The 21,396-nt window shown below is 60.6% G+C and carries 20 protein-coding genes and 1 pseudogene; 9 read left to right on the forward strand and 12 right to left on the reverse strand.

All coding sequences use genetic code 11. From position 1 onward, the window contains the following. Window positions 1-236 precede the first annotated feature (236 nt). On the reverse strand, window positions 237-1,178 hold the full coding sequence (locus LIX93_RS01890; RefSeq protein ID WP_226502318.1) for a sensor domain-containing diguanylate cyclase: 942 nt from the start codon (window positions 1,176-1,178) through the stop codon (window positions 237-239). A gap of 241 nt (window positions 1,179-1,419) precedes the next feature. Here LIX93_RS01890 and LIX93_RS01895 point away from each other — a divergent pair, with 241 nt between their 5' ends. Then, on the forward strand, window positions 1,420-2,439 hold the full coding sequence (locus LIX93_RS01895) for a branched-chain amino acid aminotransferase (protein WP_226502319.1): 1,020 nt from the start codon (window positions 1,420-1,422) through the stop codon (window positions 2,437-2,439). An 81-nt stretch (window positions 2,440-2,520) separates the two neighbouring features. Here the strand turns inward: LIX93_RS01895 and LIX93_RS01900 are convergent, their stop codons facing one another. From LIX93_RS01900 to LIX93_RS01910, 3 genes are all read right to left on the reverse strand, one after another. Continuing rightward, on the reverse strand, window positions 2,521-3,111 hold the full coding sequence (locus tag LIX93_RS01900) for a class I SAM-dependent methyltransferase (RefSeq protein WP_226502320.1): 591 nt from the start codon (window positions 3,109-3,111) through the stop codon (window positions 2,521-2,523). Window positions 3,112-3,253: 142 nt separating this feature from the next. Next, window positions 3,254-4,390: a D-alanyl-D-alanine carboxypeptidase family protein gene (locus tag LIX93_RS01905; protein ID WP_226502830.1), complete on the reverse strand. Its 1,137-nt coding sequence runs from the start codon at window positions 4,388-4,390 to the stop codon at window positions 3,254-3,256. Window positions 4,391-4,555: 165 nt separating this feature from the next. Further along, window positions 4,556-5,230 (reverse strand): response regulator transcription factor, encoded by a 675-nt coding sequence (locus LIX93_RS01910; protein ID WP_226502321.1) that lies wholly within the window; start codon window positions 5,228-5,230, stop codon window positions 4,556-4,558. A 226-nt stretch (window positions 5,231-5,456) separates the two neighbouring features. Here LIX93_RS01910 and LIX93_RS01915 point away from each other — a divergent pair, with 226 nt between their 5' ends. The 3 genes from LIX93_RS01915 (at window position 5,457) to LIX93_RS01925 (ending at window position 8,588) form a co-directional block, all read left to right on the forward strand. After that, entirely contained in the window at window positions 5,457-5,996 is a 540-nt protein-coding gene (locus LIX93_RS01915) for a chalcone isomerase family protein (RefSeq protein WP_226502322.1), read from the forward strand. A gap of 35 nt (window positions 5,997-6,031) precedes the next feature. Further along, entirely contained in the window at window positions 6,032-6,964 is a 933-nt protein-coding gene (locus LIX93_RS01920; protein ID WP_226502323.1) for a 2-hydroxyacid dehydrogenase, read from the forward strand. Window positions 6,965-7,235: 271 nt separating this feature from the next. Then, complete coding sequence (locus LIX93_RS01925) at window positions 7,236-8,588, forward strand: OprD family outer membrane porin (protein ID WP_226502324.1); 1,353 nt, start codon at window positions 7,236-7,238, stop codon at window positions 8,586-8,588. A 45-nt stretch (window positions 8,589-8,633) separates the two neighbouring features. Here LIX93_RS01925 and LIX93_RS01930 read toward each other — a convergent pair. The 3 genes and pseudogenes from LIX93_RS01930 to LIX93_RS01940 form a co-directional block, all read right to left on the reverse strand. Further along, a pseudogene (locus LIX93_RS01930) lies at window positions 8,634-8,758 on the reverse strand (LLM class flavin-dependent oxidoreductase); the annotation flags it as partial. Window positions 8,759-8,769: 11 nt separating this feature from the next. After that, window positions 8,770-9,522, reverse strand: a complete 753-nt coding sequence (locus tag LIX93_RS01935; protein WP_226502325.1) for a GntR family transcriptional regulator — start codon at window positions 9,520-9,522, stop codon at window positions 8,770-8,772. Between the two features lie 101 nt (window positions 9,523-9,623). Beyond that, window positions 9,624-10,109: a flavin reductase family protein gene (locus tag LIX93_RS01940; RefSeq protein WP_226502326.1), complete on the reverse strand. Its 486-nt coding sequence runs from the start codon at window positions 10,107-10,109 to the stop codon at window positions 9,624-9,626. 260 nt (window positions 10,110-10,369) lie between these two features. Here LIX93_RS01940 and LIX93_RS01945 point away from each other — a divergent pair, with 260 nt between their 5' ends. Together LIX93_RS01945 and LIX93_RS01950 are read left to right on the forward strand one after the other, a co-directional pair. After that, window positions 10,370-10,678 carry a YkgJ family cysteine cluster protein gene (locus LIX93_RS01945; RefSeq protein ID WP_226502327.1) on the forward strand — a complete coding sequence of 103 codons (309 nt, stop codon included), beginning with the start codon at window positions 10,370-10,372 and terminating at the stop codon, window positions 10,676-10,678. 96 nt (window positions 10,679-10,774) lie between these two features. Then, window positions 10,775-11,488, forward strand: a complete 714-nt coding sequence (locus LIX93_RS01950) for an alpha/beta fold hydrolase (protein ID WP_226502328.1) — start codon at window positions 10,775-10,777, stop codon at window positions 11,486-11,488. A gap of 140 nt (window positions 11,489-11,628) precedes the next feature. Here LIX93_RS01950 and LIX93_RS01955 read toward each other — a convergent pair whose 3' ends face one another. From LIX93_RS01955 to LIX93_RS01975, 5 genes are all read right to left on the reverse strand, one after another. Continuing rightward, window positions 11,629-12,000: a hypothetical protein gene (locus LIX93_RS01955; protein ID WP_226502329.1), complete on the reverse strand. Its 372-nt coding sequence runs from the start codon at window positions 11,998-12,000 to the stop codon at window positions 11,629-11,631. A 319-nt stretch (window positions 12,001-12,319) separates the two neighbouring features. Beyond that, window positions 12,320-12,784: a DUF6392 family protein gene (locus tag LIX93_RS01960; protein WP_226502330.1), complete on the reverse strand. Its 465-nt coding sequence runs from the start codon at window positions 12,782-12,784 to the stop codon at window positions 12,320-12,322. Continuing rightward, complete coding sequence (locus tag LIX93_RS01965) at window positions 12,781-14,328, reverse strand: S-type pyocin domain-containing protein (RefSeq protein ID WP_226502331.1); 1,548 nt, start codon at window positions 14,326-14,328, stop codon at window positions 12,781-12,783. The genes LIX93_RS01960 and LIX93_RS01965 overlap by 4 nt, the downstream gene beginning before the upstream one ends. 90 nt (window positions 14,329-14,418) lie before the next feature. Next, the gene (locus LIX93_RS01970) at window positions 14,419-15,174 is read right to left on the reverse strand and encodes a hypothetical protein (protein ID WP_226502332.1); all 756 of its coding nucleotides are present in this window, start codon (window positions 15,172-15,174) and stop codon (window positions 14,419-14,421) included. 219 nt (window positions 15,175-15,393) lie between these two features. Continuing rightward, window positions 15,394-16,602 carry an MFS transporter gene (locus LIX93_RS01975; RefSeq protein ID WP_226502333.1) on the reverse strand — a complete coding sequence of 403 codons (1,209 nt, stop codon included), beginning with the start codon at window positions 16,600-16,602 and terminating at the stop codon, window positions 15,394-15,396. A gap of 390 nt (window positions 16,603-16,992) precedes the next feature. On the opposite strand from LIX93_RS01975, the gene LIX93_RS01980 reads away from it, so the two are divergent. The 3 genes from LIX93_RS01980 (at window position 16,993) to LIX93_RS01995 (ending at window position 21,242) form a co-directional block, all read left to right on the forward strand. Continuing rightward, a complete protein-coding gene (locus LIX93_RS01980; RefSeq protein WP_226502334.1) occupies window positions 16,993-18,609 on the forward strand; it encodes a PvdJ/PvdD/PvdP-like protein in 1,617 nt (538 codons plus the stop codon). A gap of 157 nt (window positions 18,610-18,766) precedes the next feature. Beyond that, window positions 18,767-20,089 (forward strand): PAS domain-containing methyl-accepting chemotaxis protein, encoded by a 1,323-nt coding sequence (locus tag LIX93_RS29510; protein WP_260524622.1) that lies wholly within the window; start codon window positions 18,767-18,769, stop codon window positions 20,087-20,089. A 202-nt stretch (window positions 20,090-20,291) separates the two neighbouring features. Further along, window positions 20,292-21,242, forward strand: a complete 951-nt coding sequence (locus LIX93_RS01995; RefSeq protein ID WP_226502335.1) for a LysR family transcriptional regulator — start codon at window positions 20,292-20,294, stop codon at window positions 21,240-21,242. Window positions 21,243-21,396: the final 154 nt, after the last annotated feature.

Genomic DNA, 21,396 nt, shown 5'->3' on the forward strand with positions numbered 1-21,396 from the left:
GGTTCCTTGAATCGACAGCTGCAGGCCACTGCGGCCCGCAAGCATCAGGCGGTGTTGCGGTTGGACGCGACGCAAGCATTTCCTTATGGGTAATAAGCGGTTAGCGATTTATTTGACCCTAGCATAACCAAAACGTCAGAGCAGCTGTCGAGGAAAATTGGCGGGCAGGTTTCATCTCTTGAATTAGCGGTGATGCGGCTGGCCCGCGAAGGGCCCCTCCCAGCCGATACACAGCATCAGCCCCCAAACTGCCCATACTCGGCGCGCTTGCGGCCATTGTGCTTGGCCAGATACAGCAACTCGTCGACCTTCTCGACAAAACTCAGCGCGTGGGCCTGCTGCCCCGGGATCATGGTCCCCACCCCGAGGCTGACCGTCAGCCAGTTCGATACCTGCGAGCGTTCGTGAGGGATCTGCGCCTGGCGAATCAACTGCTGGCACTTGTTGGCCACTTCGCGGGCCGAGGCGGCATCGGTCTCGGGCAGTACCCAGATGAATTCCTCACCGCCCATGCGGGCGATGAAATCCAGCGGTCGATTGGCCGCCAGGCTGAGGCTCTGGGCGACGCGCTTGAGGCATTCGTCACCCTTCATGTGGCCGTAGCAGTCGTTGTACTGCTTGAAGTAATCGATGTCCGCGAGAATCAGCGAAATCGGCTTCTGGCTGCGTTGCGCCTGGGCCCATTCGCGCTCCAGCACCTTGTCGAGCATGCGCCGGTTGGCGATGCCGGTCAGACCATCGCTGAAGGAGAATTCCTCCAGTTGTTTTTGCAGCTGGAGCAGATGCTCCTCGGTGGCCTTGCGCTCGCTGATATCGAACATGAAACCCACCAAGGCCTCGACCTTGCCGTCCTTGCGGATCACGTGGACCACGTCGCGGATCCAGACATACCCGCCGTCCTTGGTCAGCGCTCGATAGTCGGCCTCATGATCGACCCCGGCCTGGGACTGCGTCACGCAGAACTCCACCACATAATCGCGATCATCCGGGTGCATGCGCTCGACCCAGTCGTTGATGCCCACCCAGCTTTGTGGCGTCCAGCCCAGCAGCGCCTCGATCTGCGGGCCGACGTAGGTAAAGGTCATGGTGTCCCAGTCGATGCGCCAAGGGATGGCCTTGGTGGATTCGAGCAGGGTCTTGTAGACGTCGCTTTCAGGTTCGAGAGGGAAGTTGGGCATGGGGAGGCTTCGAATAAAGAGATGGGCGGTGCTCGATAGCATGTTGCCACTAGCGCGGATTTGCGCAAGGCCCGTGCGTGGCAACGGACGAACGGCCAGGCGCGCAGCTCGCGCCGATGAAAGTTGCTCATGTGGCCACGCACCTGCTGAAACCGGCGTCCGAATGCAGTATTGTTACAGCCATTGTCAATAATCAGCGGCCTGAAAGGTTCAGGCGGTCGTTCAAAGCGTAGAGGGTGTCATGGGTCACGAAAGCCTTAACTGGGACAAACTGGGGTTCGATTACATCAAGACCGATTTGCGCTATTTGTCTAACTGGAAGGACGGTGACTGGCAGCCAGGCACCCTGACCGAAGACAATGTGCTGCACATCAGCGAAGGTTCCACCGCCCTGCATTACGGCCAGCAGTGCTTTGAAGGCCTCAAGGCCTATCGCTGCAAGGACGGTTCGATCAACCTGTTCCGCCCGGATCAGAACGCCTTGCGCATGGCGCGCAGCTGCCATCGCACGTTGATGCCGCACGTGCCGACCGAGATGTTCATCGATGCCTGCAAGCAGGTGGTCAAGGCCAACGAACGCTTCATCCCGCCCTATGGCAGCGGTGGCGCCCTGTACCTGCGCCCGTTCGTGATCGGCGTGGGCGACAACATCGGCGTGCGTACCGCCCCTGAATTCATCTTCTCGGTGTTCTGCATCCCGGTCGGCCCTTACTTCAAGGGCGGCATGAAGCCGCACAACTTCCAGATCTCCAGCTACGACCGTGCAGCCCCCAACGGCACCGGTGCCGCCAAGGTGGGTGGCAACTACGCCGCCAGCCTGCAACCGGGTGCGGCTGCCAAGAGCGCCGGCTTTGCCGATTGCATCTACCTCGATCCGCAAACCCACACCAAGATCGAAGAGGTCGGTTCGGCCAACTTCTTCGGCATCACCGCCAACAACGAGTTCGTCACGCCGAAATCGCCGTCGGTGTTGCCGGGCATCACCCGCCTGTCGCTGATCGAGCTGGCGCAAACGCGCCTGGGCCTGACCGTGATCGAAGGGGACGTGTTCATCGACAAGATCGACCAGTTCGTCGAAGCTGGCGCGTGCGGCACCGCCGCGGTGATCTCGCCGATCGGCGGTATCGAATACGACGGCAAGATGCACGTGTTCTACAGCGAGACCGAAGTCGGCCCGGTGACCCAGCGTCTGTACAACGAGCTGACCGGCGTGCAGGCCGGTGACATCGAAGGCCCGGCGGGCTGGATCGTCAAGGTGTAACACCCAACTGCAGGACGACGACCCATCCACGGCGCAAGCGGTGGATGGGTTTTTTTATGGCAGGCTCGTTATCGCAGCGGTTCATCCGCGCTTGCGAATGATCATGCGCTGGATGCGCTTGCCGGACGCTTCGCTCAGGTCTTCGCGATCCAGCAGCACCCGGTGGCCGAGGCATTCCTGGAGGATCAGCGATTTATCGAAGGCCGAATACAGGCGACGATGCTGATCGCGCTTGGCGCTGCCTTTCATCACGCGCCAACTGATATAGAGCACGCCGCCCGGCACCAGCAGGTCGAGCATGCGCGCCACCGAGGGGCGGATCAGGCGCAGGTCAAGGTGCATGATCACCGACTCGCAGAGGATGTTCTGGAAGCGTTCGCTGACAATGTTGGCCAGATCCGGCAACGAGGACAGCTCGAAGCGCAGGTTCGGGTAGCGATAGCGGGCGTGGTCGAGCAACAGGTCGCTGGCGTCATAACCCACGGTGTCGAAACCGGCGTTGTTGAGCCATGCCACATCACGCCCGGCGCCGCAGCCGATATCGGCAGTGAGGCCAGGAGTGAAGAAGGTGTTCAGCAGGGTGTAGAGATCGCTGGGTTGCGGTTGCTCGTGCCAGTGCTGGGCGAAGGGCTTGGCGTAGACGTTATACGCGTTGAGGGTGTCGACATCCATGGCACATCTCCAAACAGGCTTTGGACTAAAGCCTGTTGCTGAATGTGCCAGTATTCCCCCGGCGACTGCAAGGGGGATTCGGGTTTCAGCTTTGATACTCGAGTGTTCTCAAGGGGGCATTTGCATCGATACACAACGCGCCTCAGAACTTCGACGCAAAAAACATCCGAATCCCATCCAGCAAACGATGCAACCAGCCACCCTGAGGCGTGTCGGCCAAGGTCACCAGTGGTCGCGATACCAGCTTGTCGGTGCCATCGAATACGTCATAGCTGCCGACCACCGTGCCCACCGGCAATGGCGCGACCAGCTCCGGGTTGAGGTTGACGTGCGCGTTGAAATTCTGATGGCTGCGGCGCGGCAGGGTCAGCACCAGGTCGCTGGCCAGGCCGACCGGGACGGTATCGGCGGCGCCTTTCCACACATGCGGCTGTGCAAGCACCGCCCGGCCGTTCTGCAACTTGGCGTTTTCATAGAAACGGAAGCCGTAGGTCAGCAAGGTTTCGGTGTCCGAGGCTCGGTTGGCCATGCTGGTGGAGCCGAACACCGCCGTGATCAGGCGCTCGCCATTGCGCACCGCCGAGGTCACCATGCAGTAGCCGGCGGCGTCGGTGTGGCCGGTCTTGAGGCCGTCGACCGAGGCGTCGCGCCATAGCAGCAAGTTGCGGTTCGGCTGGCGAATCCCGCCCCAGGTGAAGTACTTGTTGGCGTACAGCGGGTAGTAGGCGGGTTCGTCATGAATGATCGACTGGGCCAGCACCGCCATATCGTGGGCCGACGAGTAGTGGTCGTCGATCGGCAGGCCGGTGGGGTTCATGAAGTGGGAGTTGGTCATGCCCAGCTTCTGCGCGGTCTGGTTCATCATCCCGGCGAAAGCGTCTTCGCTGCCGGCGATGCGTTCGGAGAGCGCCACGGCGGCATCGTTGCCGGAATCGATCACCACGCCGTGCATCAAGTCGTCGACGCTGATCTGGCTGTTGGGGGTGATGAACATCCGCGAGCCGCCAGTGCGCCAGGCGTTATCGCTGATGGTGACCTTGTCGTCAGGCTTGAGACGTCCGGCCATGAGTTCATGGGTGGTGATGTACACCGTCATCAACTTGGTAAGGCTGGCCGGTGGCAGGCGCTCGTCGGGGTTCTGGCTGCTGATGATGGTGCCGGTGGTGGCGTCCATCATTACCCAGGACCGCGCGCCCAGTTGCGGCGGTGCAGGAATCATCGGCTCGGCGCTGCGCAGGGTTGCGGAGACGGGGCCGTCGGCAAGGGCCAAAGGTGTGATGACGGCACAGGCGAGGGCGAGGGGCAACGGCAGCAAGCGAAAGGTCACGGACGGCGGGCCTTGAGTGAATATGAAAAAAAGGTCGCACACGGTAGGCCAGAGCCAGCGGCCGCTCAACGGGGGCGAGATTAAATAAAAGTTACTGGACGCGATGCAGCGCTTGAGTCATGAGGCCTGCAGCCGATAGCCGCCGTCGCGCAAGGTCAGCAGGGTCGGTGCGCCGGGGCCGACGAGCTTGCGGCGCAGGCGATCGATGTGCACTTCGATGATCTGGTTGCCGGGGTCGAAGGGGTAGCCCCACACCTGTTCGAAAAGCATGGTGCTGGTCACCCGCTGGCCGATATTGCGCAACAGAAACGCCAGCAGCTTGACCTCCGAGGGCAGCAGTTCCAGCGCCTGACCATCGCGCGTGACCCGCTGGGTATCGAGTTCCAGCTGCAAGGGCCCGCTGACCAGCGATGCAGACAGGTTCGCATCCTCGCCACGGCGCTGCAGCATGGCCAGCCGCGCTGCCAGTTCGCCACTGGTGAAAGGTTTGGTCAGGTAGTCGTCGCCGCTGCTGCGCAGGTGCTCGACGCTGGCGTCTACCCCGGCGGGCACGCTGAGCATCAGGATCGGCGTGTGGATATGCTGCTCGCGCAGGGTGGCGACGATGGTCAGGCCGTCGATGTCGGGTAATCGCCGGGCCAGAATGATGCTGTCGTACCGGCCCGCTACGGCCATGGCCAGGCCGGTGGAGCCGTTGTCGGCCCATTGCACGCTGAATCCGTGCCCCTTGAGCTCCGCCATCACGGCCTGGGCCGTGACTTCATCCTGTTCGATTACCAGCACATACTTCATTGACGGCTCCGCTGCGTATCGGGCCGAAGGAACAGCCGTTCGGCCGGGCACACCTGGCGATATACCCTGTTCTCAGCCTAAGGGCGGTGCGTGGCGGCGGTAAATTAACTAATGTTTAATGCCTATGCCCCTGTATGCGCGGCCTGCGGTCCGTTATGCGCAGTTGTGCATTGGCGGCTTTGCCTATAGCGTCTGTGATCCACGGGCGATACGACTGGAGTGGTAGATGAAGCTGTTCAGCCGTCTGACGTTACTGGTGACTTCGATGCTTGCCGTGTTGCTGCTGAGCCCCGCAGCACTGGCCGGCTGGCAGACCTCGCTGGCGAACGCCCACCTGCTGGGCGCCGGGGACTTTCGCAAATTCGGCTTTCTGGTCTATACCGCGCGACTGTATACCCCGGCCGACCATCTGGACGACAGCACTCCCTTCGCCCTTGAATTGACCTACCACAGGTCGATCAAGGGCGACGCCCTGGTGGACGCCAGCATCAATGAAATCAAGCGTATCCAAGGCAGCGCAGTCAGTGCCGAGCAGCTGCAACGCTGGCGTGAACAGATGCAGCAGTCGTTCGTCGACGTAGAGGAAGGCAGCCGACTGACCGGCGTGTTTCTGCCGGGGCAAGGTGCACAGTTCTACGTCGGCGACCAGCTCAAGAGCGAGATCAAGGACCTGACCTACGCCAAGGCGTTCTTCGCCATCTGGCTCGATCCGCGCAGCCGCGATCCGGATCTGCGCGCGCAGTTGCTGGGCACAAGCAAGAACTAGCTGCCGATTCATTAACATTCATGGAGCGTCTGGACATGTCATCCGAATCCATACCGCTGGCACTGCTGGTGCCCATGCCGGATACCGTGGTACAGCGACTGCAGCAGCGTTTCGAGGTATTGAACCCCGCTGCCGAGGCCCTGAGCGACGCTCAATCGGCCCGCGTACAGGCGGTACTGACCAACGGCTCGCGGGGCTTGAGTGCTGCCGAGATCGACGCCATGCCGGCGCTGCGGATCGCCAGTGCCATGGGCGCCGGTCACGAGAACATCGATCATCAGCATGCCGCTCAGCGCGGTATCGCGGTGACCCACGGTGGCGGTGCCAATGCCGATATCGTTGCCGACCATGCCATGGCGCTGTTGGGCGCAGTGGTGCGGCGCATTCCGCAGATGGATCGCCTGGCCCGGGCCGGCTGCGATCGCAACACCCTGCCCAGCGACCCCGGCTTGCACCGGCGCCGCCTCGGCCTGGTGGGCGCCGGCCATATCGGCCGCTGCCTGGCCAAGCGTGCGGGCGGCTACGACATGGACATCGGCTATCACAGCCGCAACCCGGTGACGGATTGGCCGCCGCGCTACTTCGCCGACCTGAAAGCCCTGGCGCATTGGTGCGATTTTCTCGTAGTGGCGGTGCCCGGTGGCGCGGCGACCTTGCACCTGATCGACAGCTCGATCCTGCAAGCGCTGGGCCCTGAAGGCTACCTGGTGAACATCGGCCGCGGCTCAGTGGTGGACACCACGGCATTGGCGACAGCGTTGCGCGAGGGCGTGATCGCCGGGGCAGCGCTGGATGTCTACGAAAGCGAGCCCGCTCGGCCCGAGGCGCTGTTGGAGTTCGAGAATCTGGTACTGACCCCGCACATCGCCGGCCGCTCCGATTCGGCCTGGGCCGGGCAGACGGAGCTGTTCATCGATAACGTCGAGCGTTATCTGGCAGGGCAGGCGATGGTCAATCCGGTGGGGTGATTCCCCATCAGAAGCAAGGATAGCTCCAAACGAATTTTTGGCGGAACTCTGAATTAACCGAATAGTCCGATATGCTTTTTAATTCTTGAATGCGATAAAAAAATTATTTTTAATAATAATTCACCTGTCATAAATTGCCTCCCGTCGCCAGCGGTCCACCGCAACGAGCCCATTAGGGGCTCAAGTCCATTCGGATGTACGGCAAGCCATCGCTTGCCTTCGAGCCCCAGCAGAAACTCAAGACTTTCATGTCTGCACTGGAGCATCGAGCATGAACACCTCTTCACAGCTGGCAATGGCCATCGCCCTCGGCATCGCCGCCCAACAAGCGGGCGCCGCCGGTTTCATCGACGACAGCAAGGCCACGCTGAGCCTCAAAAACCTCGACTTGTCCAACGACATTCGCGAGAGTCAAGGCAAGGTTGGCAACAGCGCCTACAGCGGCCAGGTACACAACTGGGGCCAGGCCTTCGTGCTCAAGGTGCAGTCTGGTTATACCGAAGGTGCCGTAGGCTTTGGCCTGGATGCGCTGGGCACCTATGCGGTGCGGCTGGACGGTGGCGGCAGAGTCGGCAAGGCCGGCGAAGATCGAAGCCCAGGCAATCTGTTTCCTACCGACGGGGGCCATGATGCCGACCAGTTCGGGCGTCTGGGGCTGACTGGCAAGGTGCGCTTCGCCAAGACCGAGGTCAAGACCGGCACCCTGATCCCTAACCTGCCGATCCTCGTGCCCAACGATGGCCGCCTGTTGCCGCAGACCTTCGAGGGTACGCAATTCATCAGCAAGGACATCGATCACCTGACCTTCACCGGCGGCCTGATCGAGCATGCTGTCGGCCGTGCTTCGACCAACAGCACCGGGCTCGCGGTCAGTGGCGGTACTCAGCAAAGCAACAAGTTCTGGTTCGCCGGTGGCGATTATGCCGTCACCAAGAGCCTCACCGCGCAGTACTACTACGCCAACCTTGAAGACTACTACACCCAGCACTTCGCCGGCCTGACCCACATCTGGGCCATCGACAAGAGCCAATCGTTCAAGACCGACCTGCGCTTCTTCCACACTGGTTCCGACGGCGCCAACGGCAGTGCTTCCGGGCGCGCCGAAGGCTACAAGACGAGCGGGTATGCACGCACCCCCGGCGAGATCCAGAACAACACCTGGAGCGCGTCGTTCACCTACGCGCTGGGCGGCCACAGCTTCATGGCCGGCCATCAGCGGGTCTCGGAAGGCAGCAACTTCGTGCAGCTCAACCAGGGCAGCCTGGTCAACGAAGGTGCCGGCGGCGGTACCACCTACCTGATCACCGACCGTTTGATCTCCAACTTCGCCCGTGCCGGGGAGAACACCAGCTTTGCCCAGTACATCTATGACTTCGCAGGCCTGGGGCTGCCGGGCCTGAAGTTCTCGACCATTTACCTCAATGGCCAGAACATCAAGGCGACGGCGGGCGGTGATCAGAACGAATGGGAGCGCGACATCGCTCTGGATTACGTGATCCAGGAAGGTACGTTCAAAGGCGTGGGCATCGGTGTGCGCAACGGTTCGTTCCGCACCAATGCGACAGGGGCGAGCGACATCGATCACAACCGCTTGATCCTCACCTATCAGCTGGCGTTGTTCTAGTAGACGGCGAGGGCGGGAGCGTGATTGCCGCCCACAGCCGGCGTGCTAACGAAACGCCGGCACGACCCGCTCAATGAACAACTTCAGGGATTTTTCTTTTCGGCGTGCGGCAGGCCGCTGTCGCACCAGAAGCCGAACGCGTCCACGCCCAGTCGTTGATGCCGGTATTGCCAGTGCAACTTCAGCGCGCGATACGCGGTTCCTTGAGCATCACCGGCGTGGCGATCTCGTGCACCCTGGCGTTGCCTTCCTGCTCGCCGCGCAGATAATCCAGCGCCACCTTGGCGGCCGCGCGCACGTGGTCGACCGACGCCTGGTGAGCGGCCAGGGCATCGCCGCTCTTGATCGCCGCGACGATGCGCTGCATCTCTTCGTTACTGGCGCTGCGGCGGTTTGCCTGGGACATCGACGTGGCCCGCAGGTAGCTGATGCGCGCCTGCAATTGGCGCAGCTGAGTGGCCGCGACCTTGTTGCCGGCGCCTTCGAGCAGCACATCGTAGAAACCCTGAACCGAATCCAGTACCGCTGGCAGCTCCTGCTCTTCAAGGGCCCTGCGATTGACCTCCAGGGCCTTCTCAAGGGCGCGGATGTCCTTGGCCTTGGCGTTGAGGGTGAACAGCTGCACGATCAAGCCCTCCAGCACACATTGCAGCTCATAGATGTCACAAGCGTCGGCCCAGGTGATGATCGCTACGCTCGGGCCCTTGGCGTCGGCGAATTCCACCAGGCCTTCGGACTCGAGGTGGCGTAGCGCTTCGCGTACTGAAGTGCGGCTGACACCCAGACGTTCGCAGAGGTCGCGCTCCACCAGGCGGTCGCCGGGCAGCAGCTGGAAATTCATGATGGCGCCGCGCAGTTTGTCCAGGACGATTTCGCGCAGGGTAACGGGGTTGCGATGGACCTTGAAGCTATCGTCAAGTGGCAGGCGTTTCATCGGGTCCGCTCTGGTTGAGGCTGTGCTGGGCACGAAAGGCACCGAACGCCACTCAGGGCGCTCGGCATCGGGCAGTTTATCACGGGGGTAACGGTGGGGCCTCAGCAGAACGCCGGCAGCGCGCCGAGCTTGCCACGGTGATAGATCATCGGTGTGACGGGTTCGTGCGGCAGGATCAGATTGGTCACCTTGCCGACCACAATGGCGTGATCGCCGCCCTCGTATTCGCGCCAAAGCTCGCACTCAATGATGGCCGTGGCGCCTTCCAGCAACGGATTACCCTGCTCACTGAGTGTCCACTCGATGGCCTTGGCCTTGTCTTTGCCCTTGCTGGCAAAGGCGTAGGCGTGAGCCTGTTGCGGCCCGCTGAGCAAGTGAATGGCGAAGCGCTTGCTGGCGCGCAGCACAGGGTAGGTGTCGGAGCTGTAGCTGGGGCAGAACAGCACCAGGGCCGGGTCCAGCGACAGGGCGCTGAAAGCACTGGCGGTGATGCCGACGATGCCGCCCTCGGCGTCCAGCGCAGTGACCACGGTCACGCCGGACGGAAACGAGGCCATCACTTCTTTATAAAGACTGGGTTCGATCATGATCAGGTACCTGTCAATGCATCACGAAGGGGTCAGGCATGGGCGCCTGGAAGAGGTTGATCCACACCGTTTTCAGTTCGGTGTAGGCCAGCACGGAATCGACTCGGCCATGTATCTGGTCTGATGGTATACCATAAGTTTGACTGTGCAAACGCTATTTATCTGGGTCGGCGCTGTTTGCGAGGCAGGCGTTGCAGGTCGGAAAAACCTTGTGCTCGCCACGGATCCGGCTACCCTCCATGCCTCGCCCTCTATAGCCCATGGAATTGCCTTTGATCACGTTGCACCCCATCACCGATGCTGCACCGCCTGATGCGGTGAGCTGTACTACCTGCGCGGCCAAATGCTGCCGCCTGGAAGTGATGTTGATCACCGACACCGGGGTGCCGGAGCGCTTTATCGAGGTCGATGACTGGGGCTCGGAGACCATGGCGCGGCTCGACGATGGCTGGTGCGCGGCGCTCGACCGCCGCACCATGAGCTGCAGCATCTACCGTCAGCGGCCGCTGATCTGTCGGGAATTCGAGATGGGCGGCGACGATTGCCTTGAAGAGCGTGTGGCGCCTTGATGAATGTTTGCGTCAGGCGCTCATGGCGGCGCTGCAAGCGCGCGGCATGGGCGCTATGATCGGTGCACCCTCATAGCCCGAAGGCTCTATCCCGACATGAAACTGCTCATCGCTGCTCTGTCCCTGCTGTTTTCGCCTCTGCTGCTTGCCCAGCCCGCACTGCACGGCGACCTGCCGCTGCAATACCTCGAACAGCCCGGTAACGGCCAGCCCGACCAGCCGTTGGTGATCTTCCTGCATGGCTACGGCAGCAACGAAGCGGACCTGTTCGGCCTCAAGGACGATTTGCCCGAAGGCTATACCTACCTGTCGGTGCAGGCGCCGATGCAGATCAGCCAGGACGGCTACCAGTGGTTCACCCCCAAGGGTGAGGCGACCGAATACGATGGCCTGGGCGGCGACGTGAACAGCAGCGAAGCGCGTATCGCCGCGTTCATCAAAGCGGCTGTGGCCAAGTACCACACGCGTGCGGATCGGGTGACCCTGGTGGGCTTCAGTCAGGGCGCGATCATGAGCTATCAGGTCGCGCTGCATGATCCGCAAAGCATCGGCGCGATGGCGGCGCTAAGTGGCAAGTTGCTGCCACCCTTGCGGACCAGGATGAAGGCTGATCCGCAGTACGCCAAGGTGCGCTTCTTCATCGGCCATGGCACGGCGGATAACGTCCTGCCGGTGGCGAGTGCGACCCAGGCCGATGAGAGCCTACGGGCGATTGGCATTACCCCGCAGATTCATCTGTATCCGGGATTGCGCCATTCGATCAGCGAGGCCGAGGTGAGTGATTTGCGGGATTGGTTGAAGGCTCGGTAGAGGGTAGGGCAAGCGCCCTTCGTTTATTTGCAACGAAGGGCGCTGCTGCTGGATTGGTCGATCCTTATGCATCGAACTCATCCGCTCCACCTCCCACGCCGTGGAGTACCCAACGAAGAGCTCGGTATCTGGATATGCCGCTATTGGGAAAGAGTCACATCCGCCTCTTTCTCCCAATACAGGAAGTGTTGTAGCGGGCCAGGAACGAGTCGGTGAACCAAGAAATTCCAAGGCTTGGGTTCTATCCAAGTGCTGGAAATACCTAGCGGTGGTGGCGCGGAGTAGACCTGCATATCCCCAGGCCGGGCTTTTAGCTGGATGTGAACCTCGACGAACTTTGAGGTTTGAGCATCGAACATGAAATCAACGCCATTTTCTATTGAGTACGTATGCCTGAATGAATTGTCGTCGATGGGGTCTTTCATTTTTGGCGTCAAACCCGGAACGTTAATGACCTCTGATTCTGCTCTGCCTAATGCATTTAATATTTCGTTAAATTTTTCTGCGACCATTTATATATTTCAGTTTTTTTCGATTTTGTGAGGGCTTTACTGGAATGGTCAGTGACGCGCACATGGCGAGAATGTTACGTAGATCCTCGGGATCAATTTTTCGCATAGATGTAACCGCAAGATAATGCGCTGGCATGATAGCTGGGCTTATGCAGCTCGACATCCTGTACTTCGTGGCGCTAGGTGCGTTCCTGTTCAGAGGTAGCCAATTCCTTCCCTAGACTAGGACGAAAACGCTGACGCCGCCCATGTAGATTGTCAATGGCGACGCCAGCATTACTAATAATCACGCCCAATCGTTAAAATATATATGAGGAGGTCAAACGGGGCGGTTCTTGTGCATTACACTGATTTGGTCAATATCTCCGGAGGTTGAATATCCGATGAACAGTTCAAGACGCTCGTGACCTGTCAGCGTAAATGAATCACAGCCGCCTACATCACCGATAGTTGGTATGTTATTGGCCGGCCAGGATTTCGTCGGTTGGCCAAGGATGGAATGGGCCTTTTCTCGATTCCAGTCCAGTGAGATGCCCAAGGGGAGGGCGCCTGTATACACGTGGCTTGCCATCGGGGACGGCCTAAGTAGAATATGCACCTTAATGAAGTGGAAAGTTTCTGAGTCGAAAACAAATTCTACACCCGTCTCCGGTTTGTAGTCGAAGAAGAAGGATTCATCCTCAGTTGGGTATTTCATATCAGGAAGTAGTCCCAGCTCAGCGATGACCTCTGCCTCGGGTTTGCCGAGAGCAGCTACTACCTTTTCAAAGTTCTGTTCAATCATTCGTAAAGGCCGTCCTTCCGGTTCATTTCGTGCAAAGCCTCAATTATGGCCGTGATTTGCTCGGTTGACATACCTGATTCGAGGAGCGCGGGTCGGTATGCGTTGATGTTGCTATTCACGGCTGCCTCTAAGTTAGCACCATCGAGTGCCGATTTATCTTTGGTATTCCTTCCTCCATAAGTTTCGCTGTATCTCTGATGGATTTCCCTTGGGATAGCGACAGCGGCCCCTCTACTAACTAACTTCTTACGCACGTCAACTGGCATCAGAGGATTCGCTTCTAGGTAGTGGATCTCTAGTGCTTTGCCTGACGGAACATGGTCGATATCCAATCGATCTCCCTTACTGCGTTGCGCCAAATCTTTATACGGCCCGACCTCTCCGAGCTCCACTGGCGGCCGTTCAACCGCTAGATAAAGCGTAGGCAAGCCGGTGCTGGCAGGATAGCGAAGGATATACAGCTCGGCATCCAGCGCTTCGTAACCAGGGGTTACGTTTCCGGTCAGACCTTGCAGTTCCAAAGAAGGACCCGGCTGGACAGGCTTCAGCGGATCGGTGATAGGCAGTTCGGTGGAGGCATCACCGGGTTGCACTATCGGCGTGACGTGGATCAGCCGTGGCGGGGTATTGATCAACGCCTGATAGGCACCTGTCTGCGTGTTCAACGTCAGGTCGATAACCTGTGCCCGGAGCGGAAAGTCCTCGCGGCCAGCGACTACATTTATCCGTAAGCCATCGGCGTCACTGCGCAACGTAGCGGCGTATGGCAAGGTGACCGGTTGGCCGCTTTGCGCTGCCGCGTCCAAGGTGGCCGAATCTGGCGCAGGCAAGGTGTCCAGCGGCATCAGCAGCACGCTGCGACGCTCTCCATTGCCCAGGTTCGATGGCCAGAGCAGAGCGATAAAGCCCACCGCCAGGCCCGACAGCAACACCGTGGCCGATGAGGTTATCCCGAGCGCGATCTTGGAGAGTATGTCGATAGCCGTCCTGATGGCGGTCCGCAGCGATAGGGGATTACTGTTTAGGATCGATAGCGCTGAGCCTGCGGCTACCAGCGAGGGGGCTTGACCTTTGAGCTGCGGAATGTCGACAACCAAGGCGCCTGGTAGCGCCCGCCACGCATCGAGGCGCGCGTTAGCCGCGTTCAGAGCATCCTGTTGCGCCTGTGCCTTCAGGCGTCTCTCCAGTTCAGCTGCGGCAGCCTGCGCCTCCTCGCGAGCCTGCTGCTCCAGCTGTTCGCGCTTTGCTGTGGCTTGACGTTCCAGCTCAGCCGTCAACGCGGCTTGTTGAGCGTTATGTTCGGCCAGGCGCTGCTGGCTGGACGCCGTAGCAGTGCGGATTGCATCCAGCCTTACAGCCAACTCTTTCAGGTGGCGAATGCTTTCATTGCGCAGAACAGCTTCGCGAGCTTTGGAGAACGACGTATTCAGTCCCTTGTCGCGGTCGAGTTCTACGAACTGCAACAGTGCTTCCAGTTCTGGCTTACCTAACGGCGGATCGGTAAAAAGACTGTCCACGCCCGCTTGTAACGGCAACGGTGGCATGCCTGCCAGCAATGCCTCGATATGACCTTTTACCGCCGAAAGGTATTGCTCAGGATCAGCGAGGCCGTTGATATGCGGCTGGCTGGCGACCTACCCCTGCAAGAAGTTCGGCAGTTTGGCAATCAATTGATCCGCGCCCGCTCGGGCGCTATTGATCTGCTGCTCCCATCCGGTAGGATCCTGGCCATGTGCTTGGCCTGTAGCGAATTGCAAAGCCTCTTGAGTGGCCTTCTTAAGACTTTCAAGCGCTGCAATGCGCATCATTGTCTTTTGAGCCTGCTCGGCGGCCGCCAGGGATTCGCGCCATTGGCGTGCAGCCTGTTGCGCCACGCGGTGATTGGCGAATTGCCCTGCCATTTGCACATGGGCAGTAAAGTCCGGTGCCGTGGTTTGCCAGATATCGCGGCCAAAGAACTGCAGCGTCCCGGCTTGCCATCTGACTGATAGGCGATTGGCTTCGGCTATCAGGGAGTCGATTACTACAAGCTTCGCGGCAATATGGCCTACTGGCGAGATGTCGACCAAAGGGGCGGTGTCCGCCACCCTGGTATCGATATCTGCCCGGGCCGTGGCAAGGATCTGCGGATTGGCTTGGGATACCCTTTGCTTCGAAGCCTGAAGCTGAGCGTCGACTTCCTTTTCATAGGCTTCAGGCTGAGGTGGTCCGTAGTCTTCGGGGAAAATCGGGATGGCGGTGGAAGACAGATATCCGGTTCCAAACACGTAACCGCCTGGCCTGCCGAGCGGGTGGTTCGCTTCCAGGAGCACACCATCATAGGTCGAGGTGATGTGAGATGAGTCGAGGTATACCGGCCCTTGCCGTGTGTTTCTGAGATGGTCATCCATGTCGCTGTCTCTTTGTCAGGAAAGGACAGCGTGACCGGTGGGGTGAAGCGGTTGTAGGTGGGGATGGATATTGAAGTTGTAAGAAAAGGAAGCCTGAACAGGGAGGCAGGCGCGTACGCCTTCAACAGCCTGGCTTGCGGCTTAAAGGGGCCAGCCAGCTGCTGCGAGGAGTGGCCGATATTATCGGGGGCAAGCCTCCTCGCTACAGTGTGATGCCGGTCAATGGGCCACTGGCTTGAACCCCGCCCGCCGCGCCAGCAGCACCGTTACCCAGACCACCGCCAGCAGCAGCGCCGCGACCCACGGCAGGCTGCGGGTGCCTTGGCCATGCAGCAACAAGCCCCCCACGATACCGCCGCCGGCAATGCCCATGTTCCAGGTGGTCACCAGCATCGCCTGGGCGACGTCGGCGGCGCGTTCGCCGACCTTGGCGCAGGCCGTCTGCAGCAGCGTCGCGGCGCCGCCGAAGGCGAGGCCCCAGACCACCATCAGGGCGTACACCGCCGCCGCACTTTGGCTCCACAGCGCCAAGGCAACGCTGGCACCGATGAACATCAACGTCGTCACCAGGGTCAACTCGCGCAGCCAGCGATCGATCAGCATGCCGATCAGGGTGATACCGCCCAGCGCCGAGGCGCCGAATACCAGCAGAACGATGCCGACTTGCGCGTCCAGGCCCGATGGCACCAGCAGCGGGGCGATGTAGGTATAGAGAATGTTGTGCGCGAGGACAAACCCCAGAGTCGCCAACAGCACCGGCTTGACCCCGGCGATGCGCCACACCGAGCCCAGTGAAAAGGTCTCGGTGGCAGGTTGACCCGCGAAGTCCGGCACCTTGACCCGCACCCACAGCAACAACGCGAGGGTCATCACCGACATGCAGATAAACGTGGTCTGCCAGCCGGCGATGGTGCCCAGCAGCGTGCCGGCGGGAATGCCCAGGGTCAGCGCCAACGGGGTGCCGACCATGGCCACGGCAATCGCCCGGCCCTTGAGTGGCGGCGCGACCATGCGCGCCGCATAGCCGGCCAACAACGCCCAGACCAACCCGGCGAACACCCCGGCGAAAAACCGTGCCACCAGTGTCAGCGGGTACCAGCTGGACAGTGCGGTGATGGTATTGACCACGGCAAAGCCGCCGATGGCGATCATCAACAGTGGCCGACGCCGCCAGCCTTGAGTCATCAAGGTCAGCGGTATGGCCGCCAGCAACGAACCCAGCGCATAGAGCGTCACCAGTTGCCCCACCAGCGCTTCGGAGACCTGCAGGCTCTTGCCCATCTGCGGCATCAGGCCGGCCGGCAGGGCTTCGGTGAGGATGGTGATGAATCCGGCCATGGCCAAGGCCAGCAGGCCGGTCCAAGGCAGACGAGTATCGGCGACGGGCTGTTCGACAGCGTCGCGGGGGAATTCCTGTGAAATGCTCATGGACGCAGTCCCTTGTCTTGAAGGTGGCCATCTTGACGGTTCGCGCGGTGAAGAAAAATAGGCCTGAGGTCCGCTCATTCCGGCCATGGGGGTCCGCAAACGACGCTGTAGCCAGGAGGCTTGCCCCCGGAAATAGGGCCTCAAGGCAGATGCTGCCGATACGCCCTGTCGCGGGCGAGGCTCTTGGCTACGGGTGGCCGCCGGGCGGTACCCAGGGGCCACTAGCGGGGATCTTGAAATATCTGTTAACGTATTCGTCAATTAGATGGCGTGATTATTAAAAAATCTAAAAAAAGTCAATATTCTGTCTTTTGTCTGTTTAGCAAGGTGCACGGCGATGCTGACCAGGAGGTCGGAGCGCGCCTTTTTTTGTTGTATGGGGAGGGATGCATGGAGATTTCACGCCGCAAGATTCTGGCGGGGATGGCGCTCACTGGCGTGCTGGCGCCTGCCGGCTATTTCGCCGCCAAACGTTACAAAGCCTACCGGGACAAGGACTTGACCCCGGACGCCCCCAAAGTCGAACTGGCCGACGCCAAGATGCAACATCTCAGCAGCCAGTTGCGCGGCATCTGGTTGCTGGACGTCAGCGGTATGCCGGCACTCGAAGGGCTGCCTGGCAGCGATGTACAGATGTTTCTGGACGTCGCCGAGCGCGGCCGCGGTTTATCCGGCTATGTCGATTCCGCCGCCAATCTGCGCACGCCCGCCGAACCACGCTACCGGATACTCGGCGACATGGTCGATGCATCGGTGCAGGAAATCCGCTGGCGGCTGCTCGATCGCGAATCGCCGCGGCAGGTGGCGGCCTATGAGTTTGTCTCGCAACTGAATGAACAGTGGGCGAGCTTCGGGGTGGCCGATGCCGACACCATGACCGGCGAACTGCACACCCTGGATCCGAACAAGCCATCGGTGGGTAAAGTGGCGAATTTCGTTGCGCGCAAGCAGCCGTTCCCGGAATCGCGCGAACGCTTGCCTGTCGCGCCCGGCTTGCTGGCCTGGGGCATCACCCCGCAAAAACGCCTGGAGCACCAGTTGTGGCACTTTTCACGGGACAAATGGCATTTGTTGTCCGATGACCGTCGCGAGGCCTTGCGTGCCTTGGGCTGGCAACCTGGCCCGCGCAACGCCGAGCGCGATGCCCGAGGGCGCACCAAGGACCACAACGGCTCAGGCGAAGACTTCTTCTTCATGCATCGCTACATGCTGACCACCGCGCGCACCTACCAGGACCTGCCGTCCTGGCGGCATTTCCCGGTGCCGCCGCCGGCGGCCGTACAGGATTGGGTCGGCTTCGCACGTTTTTACGACAACCACGGCGGCTGCTGCGTGCCGCCGACCTGGCAGATCCCGGAAGACCAACCCTACAGCGTCGGGATGGGCCTGGTGAAGAGTCCGGAAACCTTCTACAGCAACTTTCAGGTCTGGGAGTCCCGTTATCGCGATCATCAATACCTGGCGAAGATGACCTTGGCGCAGTTCGGCTCCGAGCTGGAGCTGAGCCTGCACGACTGGCTGCACATGTGCTGGTCGAGCGTGCCGCGCAATCCTGCGACCGGCGAGCCGGTGCCGGCCGCGCGTGATCCGTCGGACTTCGCCGAGCACTGGTTCGCCCGCGACAACGATTTTCTGGGCGATCCGTTCTCTTCCCACCTCAATCCGACGTTCTGGCGCCTGCATGGCTGGATCGATGACCGCGTCGAGGACTGGTTCGATGCCCACGAGCGCGCCCATCCAGGCCAGGTGGTACGCCGCGAAGTGCGGGGCGTGCCGTGGTTCGCCACCGGGCCCTGGGTCACGGTGGACGAGCCCTGGCTGGGGTCGACGACCCATGGCTGCGGCGCTGAACTCACGGCCAGCAACGAAGCCGATGCCAGCGAGGTGGAGGTGATGAAGCTGGCATTGCATATTGCCGCCGACGACAAGGATCACATAGGCGATGCGGTGTCCAGGGCGCCGCGCCGACCCTACTATGCGCGGAGCTTGCCAACGGCCAAGGTATAATAGTGGCTAAAAGCTATTCTATGGCTGTAAGCCTTGATCTACGTGGTCTAAAGCTTAAGCTCTAGTGATGAACTGCTCTTGTATAGTTTTCATGTACAGGTATCGTACAACGTACTGGCACCCGGTCCGACGTGGTGCCTGTCCGGGAGCGAGCAACATGTTTTTCGCCAATAACAAGCAAGGCATGATTGACCTCAAGCGCGAGATGGCGATGCAACGCAGTCTGCTGCAAGCCATTGATCGCGCTATGGCAGTCATCGAGTTCGACGTGGACGGTCGGATTCTTCAAGCCAACGGTAATTTTCTCAAGACCATGGGCTACAGCGCCGACCAGGTGAAGGGACAACACCATCGGATGTTCTGCGAGCCGCAATACGCCAACAGCCCTGAATACCGTCGTTTGTGGACGCGCATGGCCGCCGGCGAATTTGTCGCTGGTACCTTCGAGCGCATCGACGCCAAAGGGCGCAAGGTGTGGCTCGAAGCGAGCTACAACCCGGTGCTGGACGATACCGGGCGAGTCTGCAAGGTGGTCAAGTACGCCACCGACGTGACCGCGCGTATCGAGGCTGAACATGAGGCAGAAGCCAAGCTCAAGGCCATCGATCGGGCCATGGCGGTCATCGAGTTCAACCTAGACGGCACGGTGATCACGGCCAACGACAATTTTCTGCGGACCATGGGCTACGGCCTCAAGGATATTCAGGGCAAGCACCACCGGACTTTCTGCGCGCCGGAGTTGGCGGCCAGCAAGGCGTATCAGGATTTCTGGAAGCGCCTGAATCAGGGCGAGCTGTTCAGCGGTCAGTTTGAGCGCCGCAACCGCCAGGGCCAGGCGGTATGGCTGGAAGCCAACTACAACCCGGTGTACGACCCCAGCGGTCGGCTCGACAAGATCGTCAAGTTCGCCACCGATATCACCGCCCAGGTTATCCGTCACGATCAGGACTCCCACAGCGCGTCCCAGGCCTGGCGGATTTCGGTAGAGACGCAAAAAGTCGCGGAGCAGGGCACCGAGGTGATCCGTCAGGCGGCGCAGGAGATGCGCAATATCGCCAGTGATATCGACACCTCGTCGGGGATGCTCGATGCGCTGGGGCAGTTGTCCGAGCAGATCAGCACCATCGTCGGGACCATCCGCAGCATCGCCGACCAGACCAACCTGCTTGCGCTCAACGCCGCGATCGAGGCTGCGCGGGCAGGTGACCAGGGTCGTGGCTTCGCCGTGGTCGCCGACGAAGTGCGGCAACTGGCAGGACGTACCGCCGGGTCCACGGCAGAGGTGTCGACCATGGTCGAGAGCATCCAGCGCGAAACTCGCCAGACCATCAACAGCATGGGCGCGACCCGTGAACGCGCTGGCAACAGCGTGCTACTGGCGGACCAGGCGGCGGATGTGATCCTGAAAATCTTCGAGGGCACCGGGCAGGCGGTGGATGCGGTGAGCATGTTTGCCAATGATCGCAAGGTCAGCAGCTGATCGTCCGGTAATGGCGTTGTGGCGATTGCTCCCTTCGCCAGCGGGCTGTACTCCCACAGGGCTGGTCGAACTATCGTCATGCACCTGTGGGAGCGGGATTGCGCGTTCGGCGGCGAAGGGGCCGGCACAGCCCCCACGCTTGGGTCAGGCTCTGCACATACAGTAAGCTTGCGCGGTTAACCCTCGCACAAGGCTTGAACCCATGGATCTGCGTCAACTGGAAGCCTTCGCGGCGGTCATGTCAGCGGGCAGCGTCACCGCCGCCGGGAAGATGCTCGGGCGCTCCCAGCCCTCGGTCACGCGAATGATCCAGGAGCTGGAGCAGGAGCTGGGGTTCGCCTTGTTCGAGCGCAGCGGTCCGAAGGTCTCGCCCACGCAAAAAGCTTTCATGATGTACGCCGAGGTCGAGAGCGCGCTGTTGGGCATCCGTAATATCCGCCAGCGTGCCGAGCACATCGCCCTCGACGAGAATCGCCATATCAAGCTGGTCGGCATTCCGGCCCTGGCTGCCGGCTTGTTGCCCGCGGCCTTGGCGCGCCTGCCGCAGGCGTTGCGCCCCTACGACATTCAGCTGCACAGCATGTCCCCAGAAAACGTCGTCCAGGCCGTGCTGTCGAAAACCGTCGACCTGGGGGCCGTCAGCCTGCCGCTGGAGCATCGCGGCCTGGATATCCACTGGATCGGCGAGGCACCCTGCGTCGCGGTGCTGGCCGCCGATTCGCCTCTGGCTGCCCACAACACCTTGAGCATGGCATTGCTGGCCGAGCAGACGCTGATCAGTATGTCCAATCCCTACCGGTTTCGCCGCCGCATCGACAAGGCCTTCCAAGACGCCCGCGACACCCCCCCTCATATGCTCGACACCAACACTTCGCTGATCGCCATGCAGATGGCCCGCGCCGGCCTGGGAGTGGCCCTGGTCGACCCATTCACTGCCCATGGTGTGCCAGTCGAAGGCTTGGTGGTACGTGCGATCGACTGCCATATACCGTTCTTCTTCGGCTTGATCTCGGCCTATGCCAGCCCGCGCTCGGAGGTCACCCAAGCGCTGATCGAGGCATTGGGCGAGACCGCGCGCGCCTTGGTGCCGGGTATGGTGATGCACGCCAGCGGGCAACACGATGCGCTATTGCAGAGCATCTACGCTGAATAGCGACCGTCGATAAATTCAGTTTCGATCTATAAATATGCCTTTTAGGTCTTTGGCAGAATAAAAACCGTCTTTTAGTATTCGTATATCGCATTCATGACGCCTGATCATCCATATATCGTATGTATGGCGCGTTTTTTGAATGATCGACACGCCG

This window comes from Pseudomonas sp. MWU16-30317 (assembly GCF_020515695.1).
Lineage (GTDB): Bacteria > Pseudomonadota > Gammaproteobacteria > Pseudomonadales > Pseudomonadaceae > Aquipseudomonas.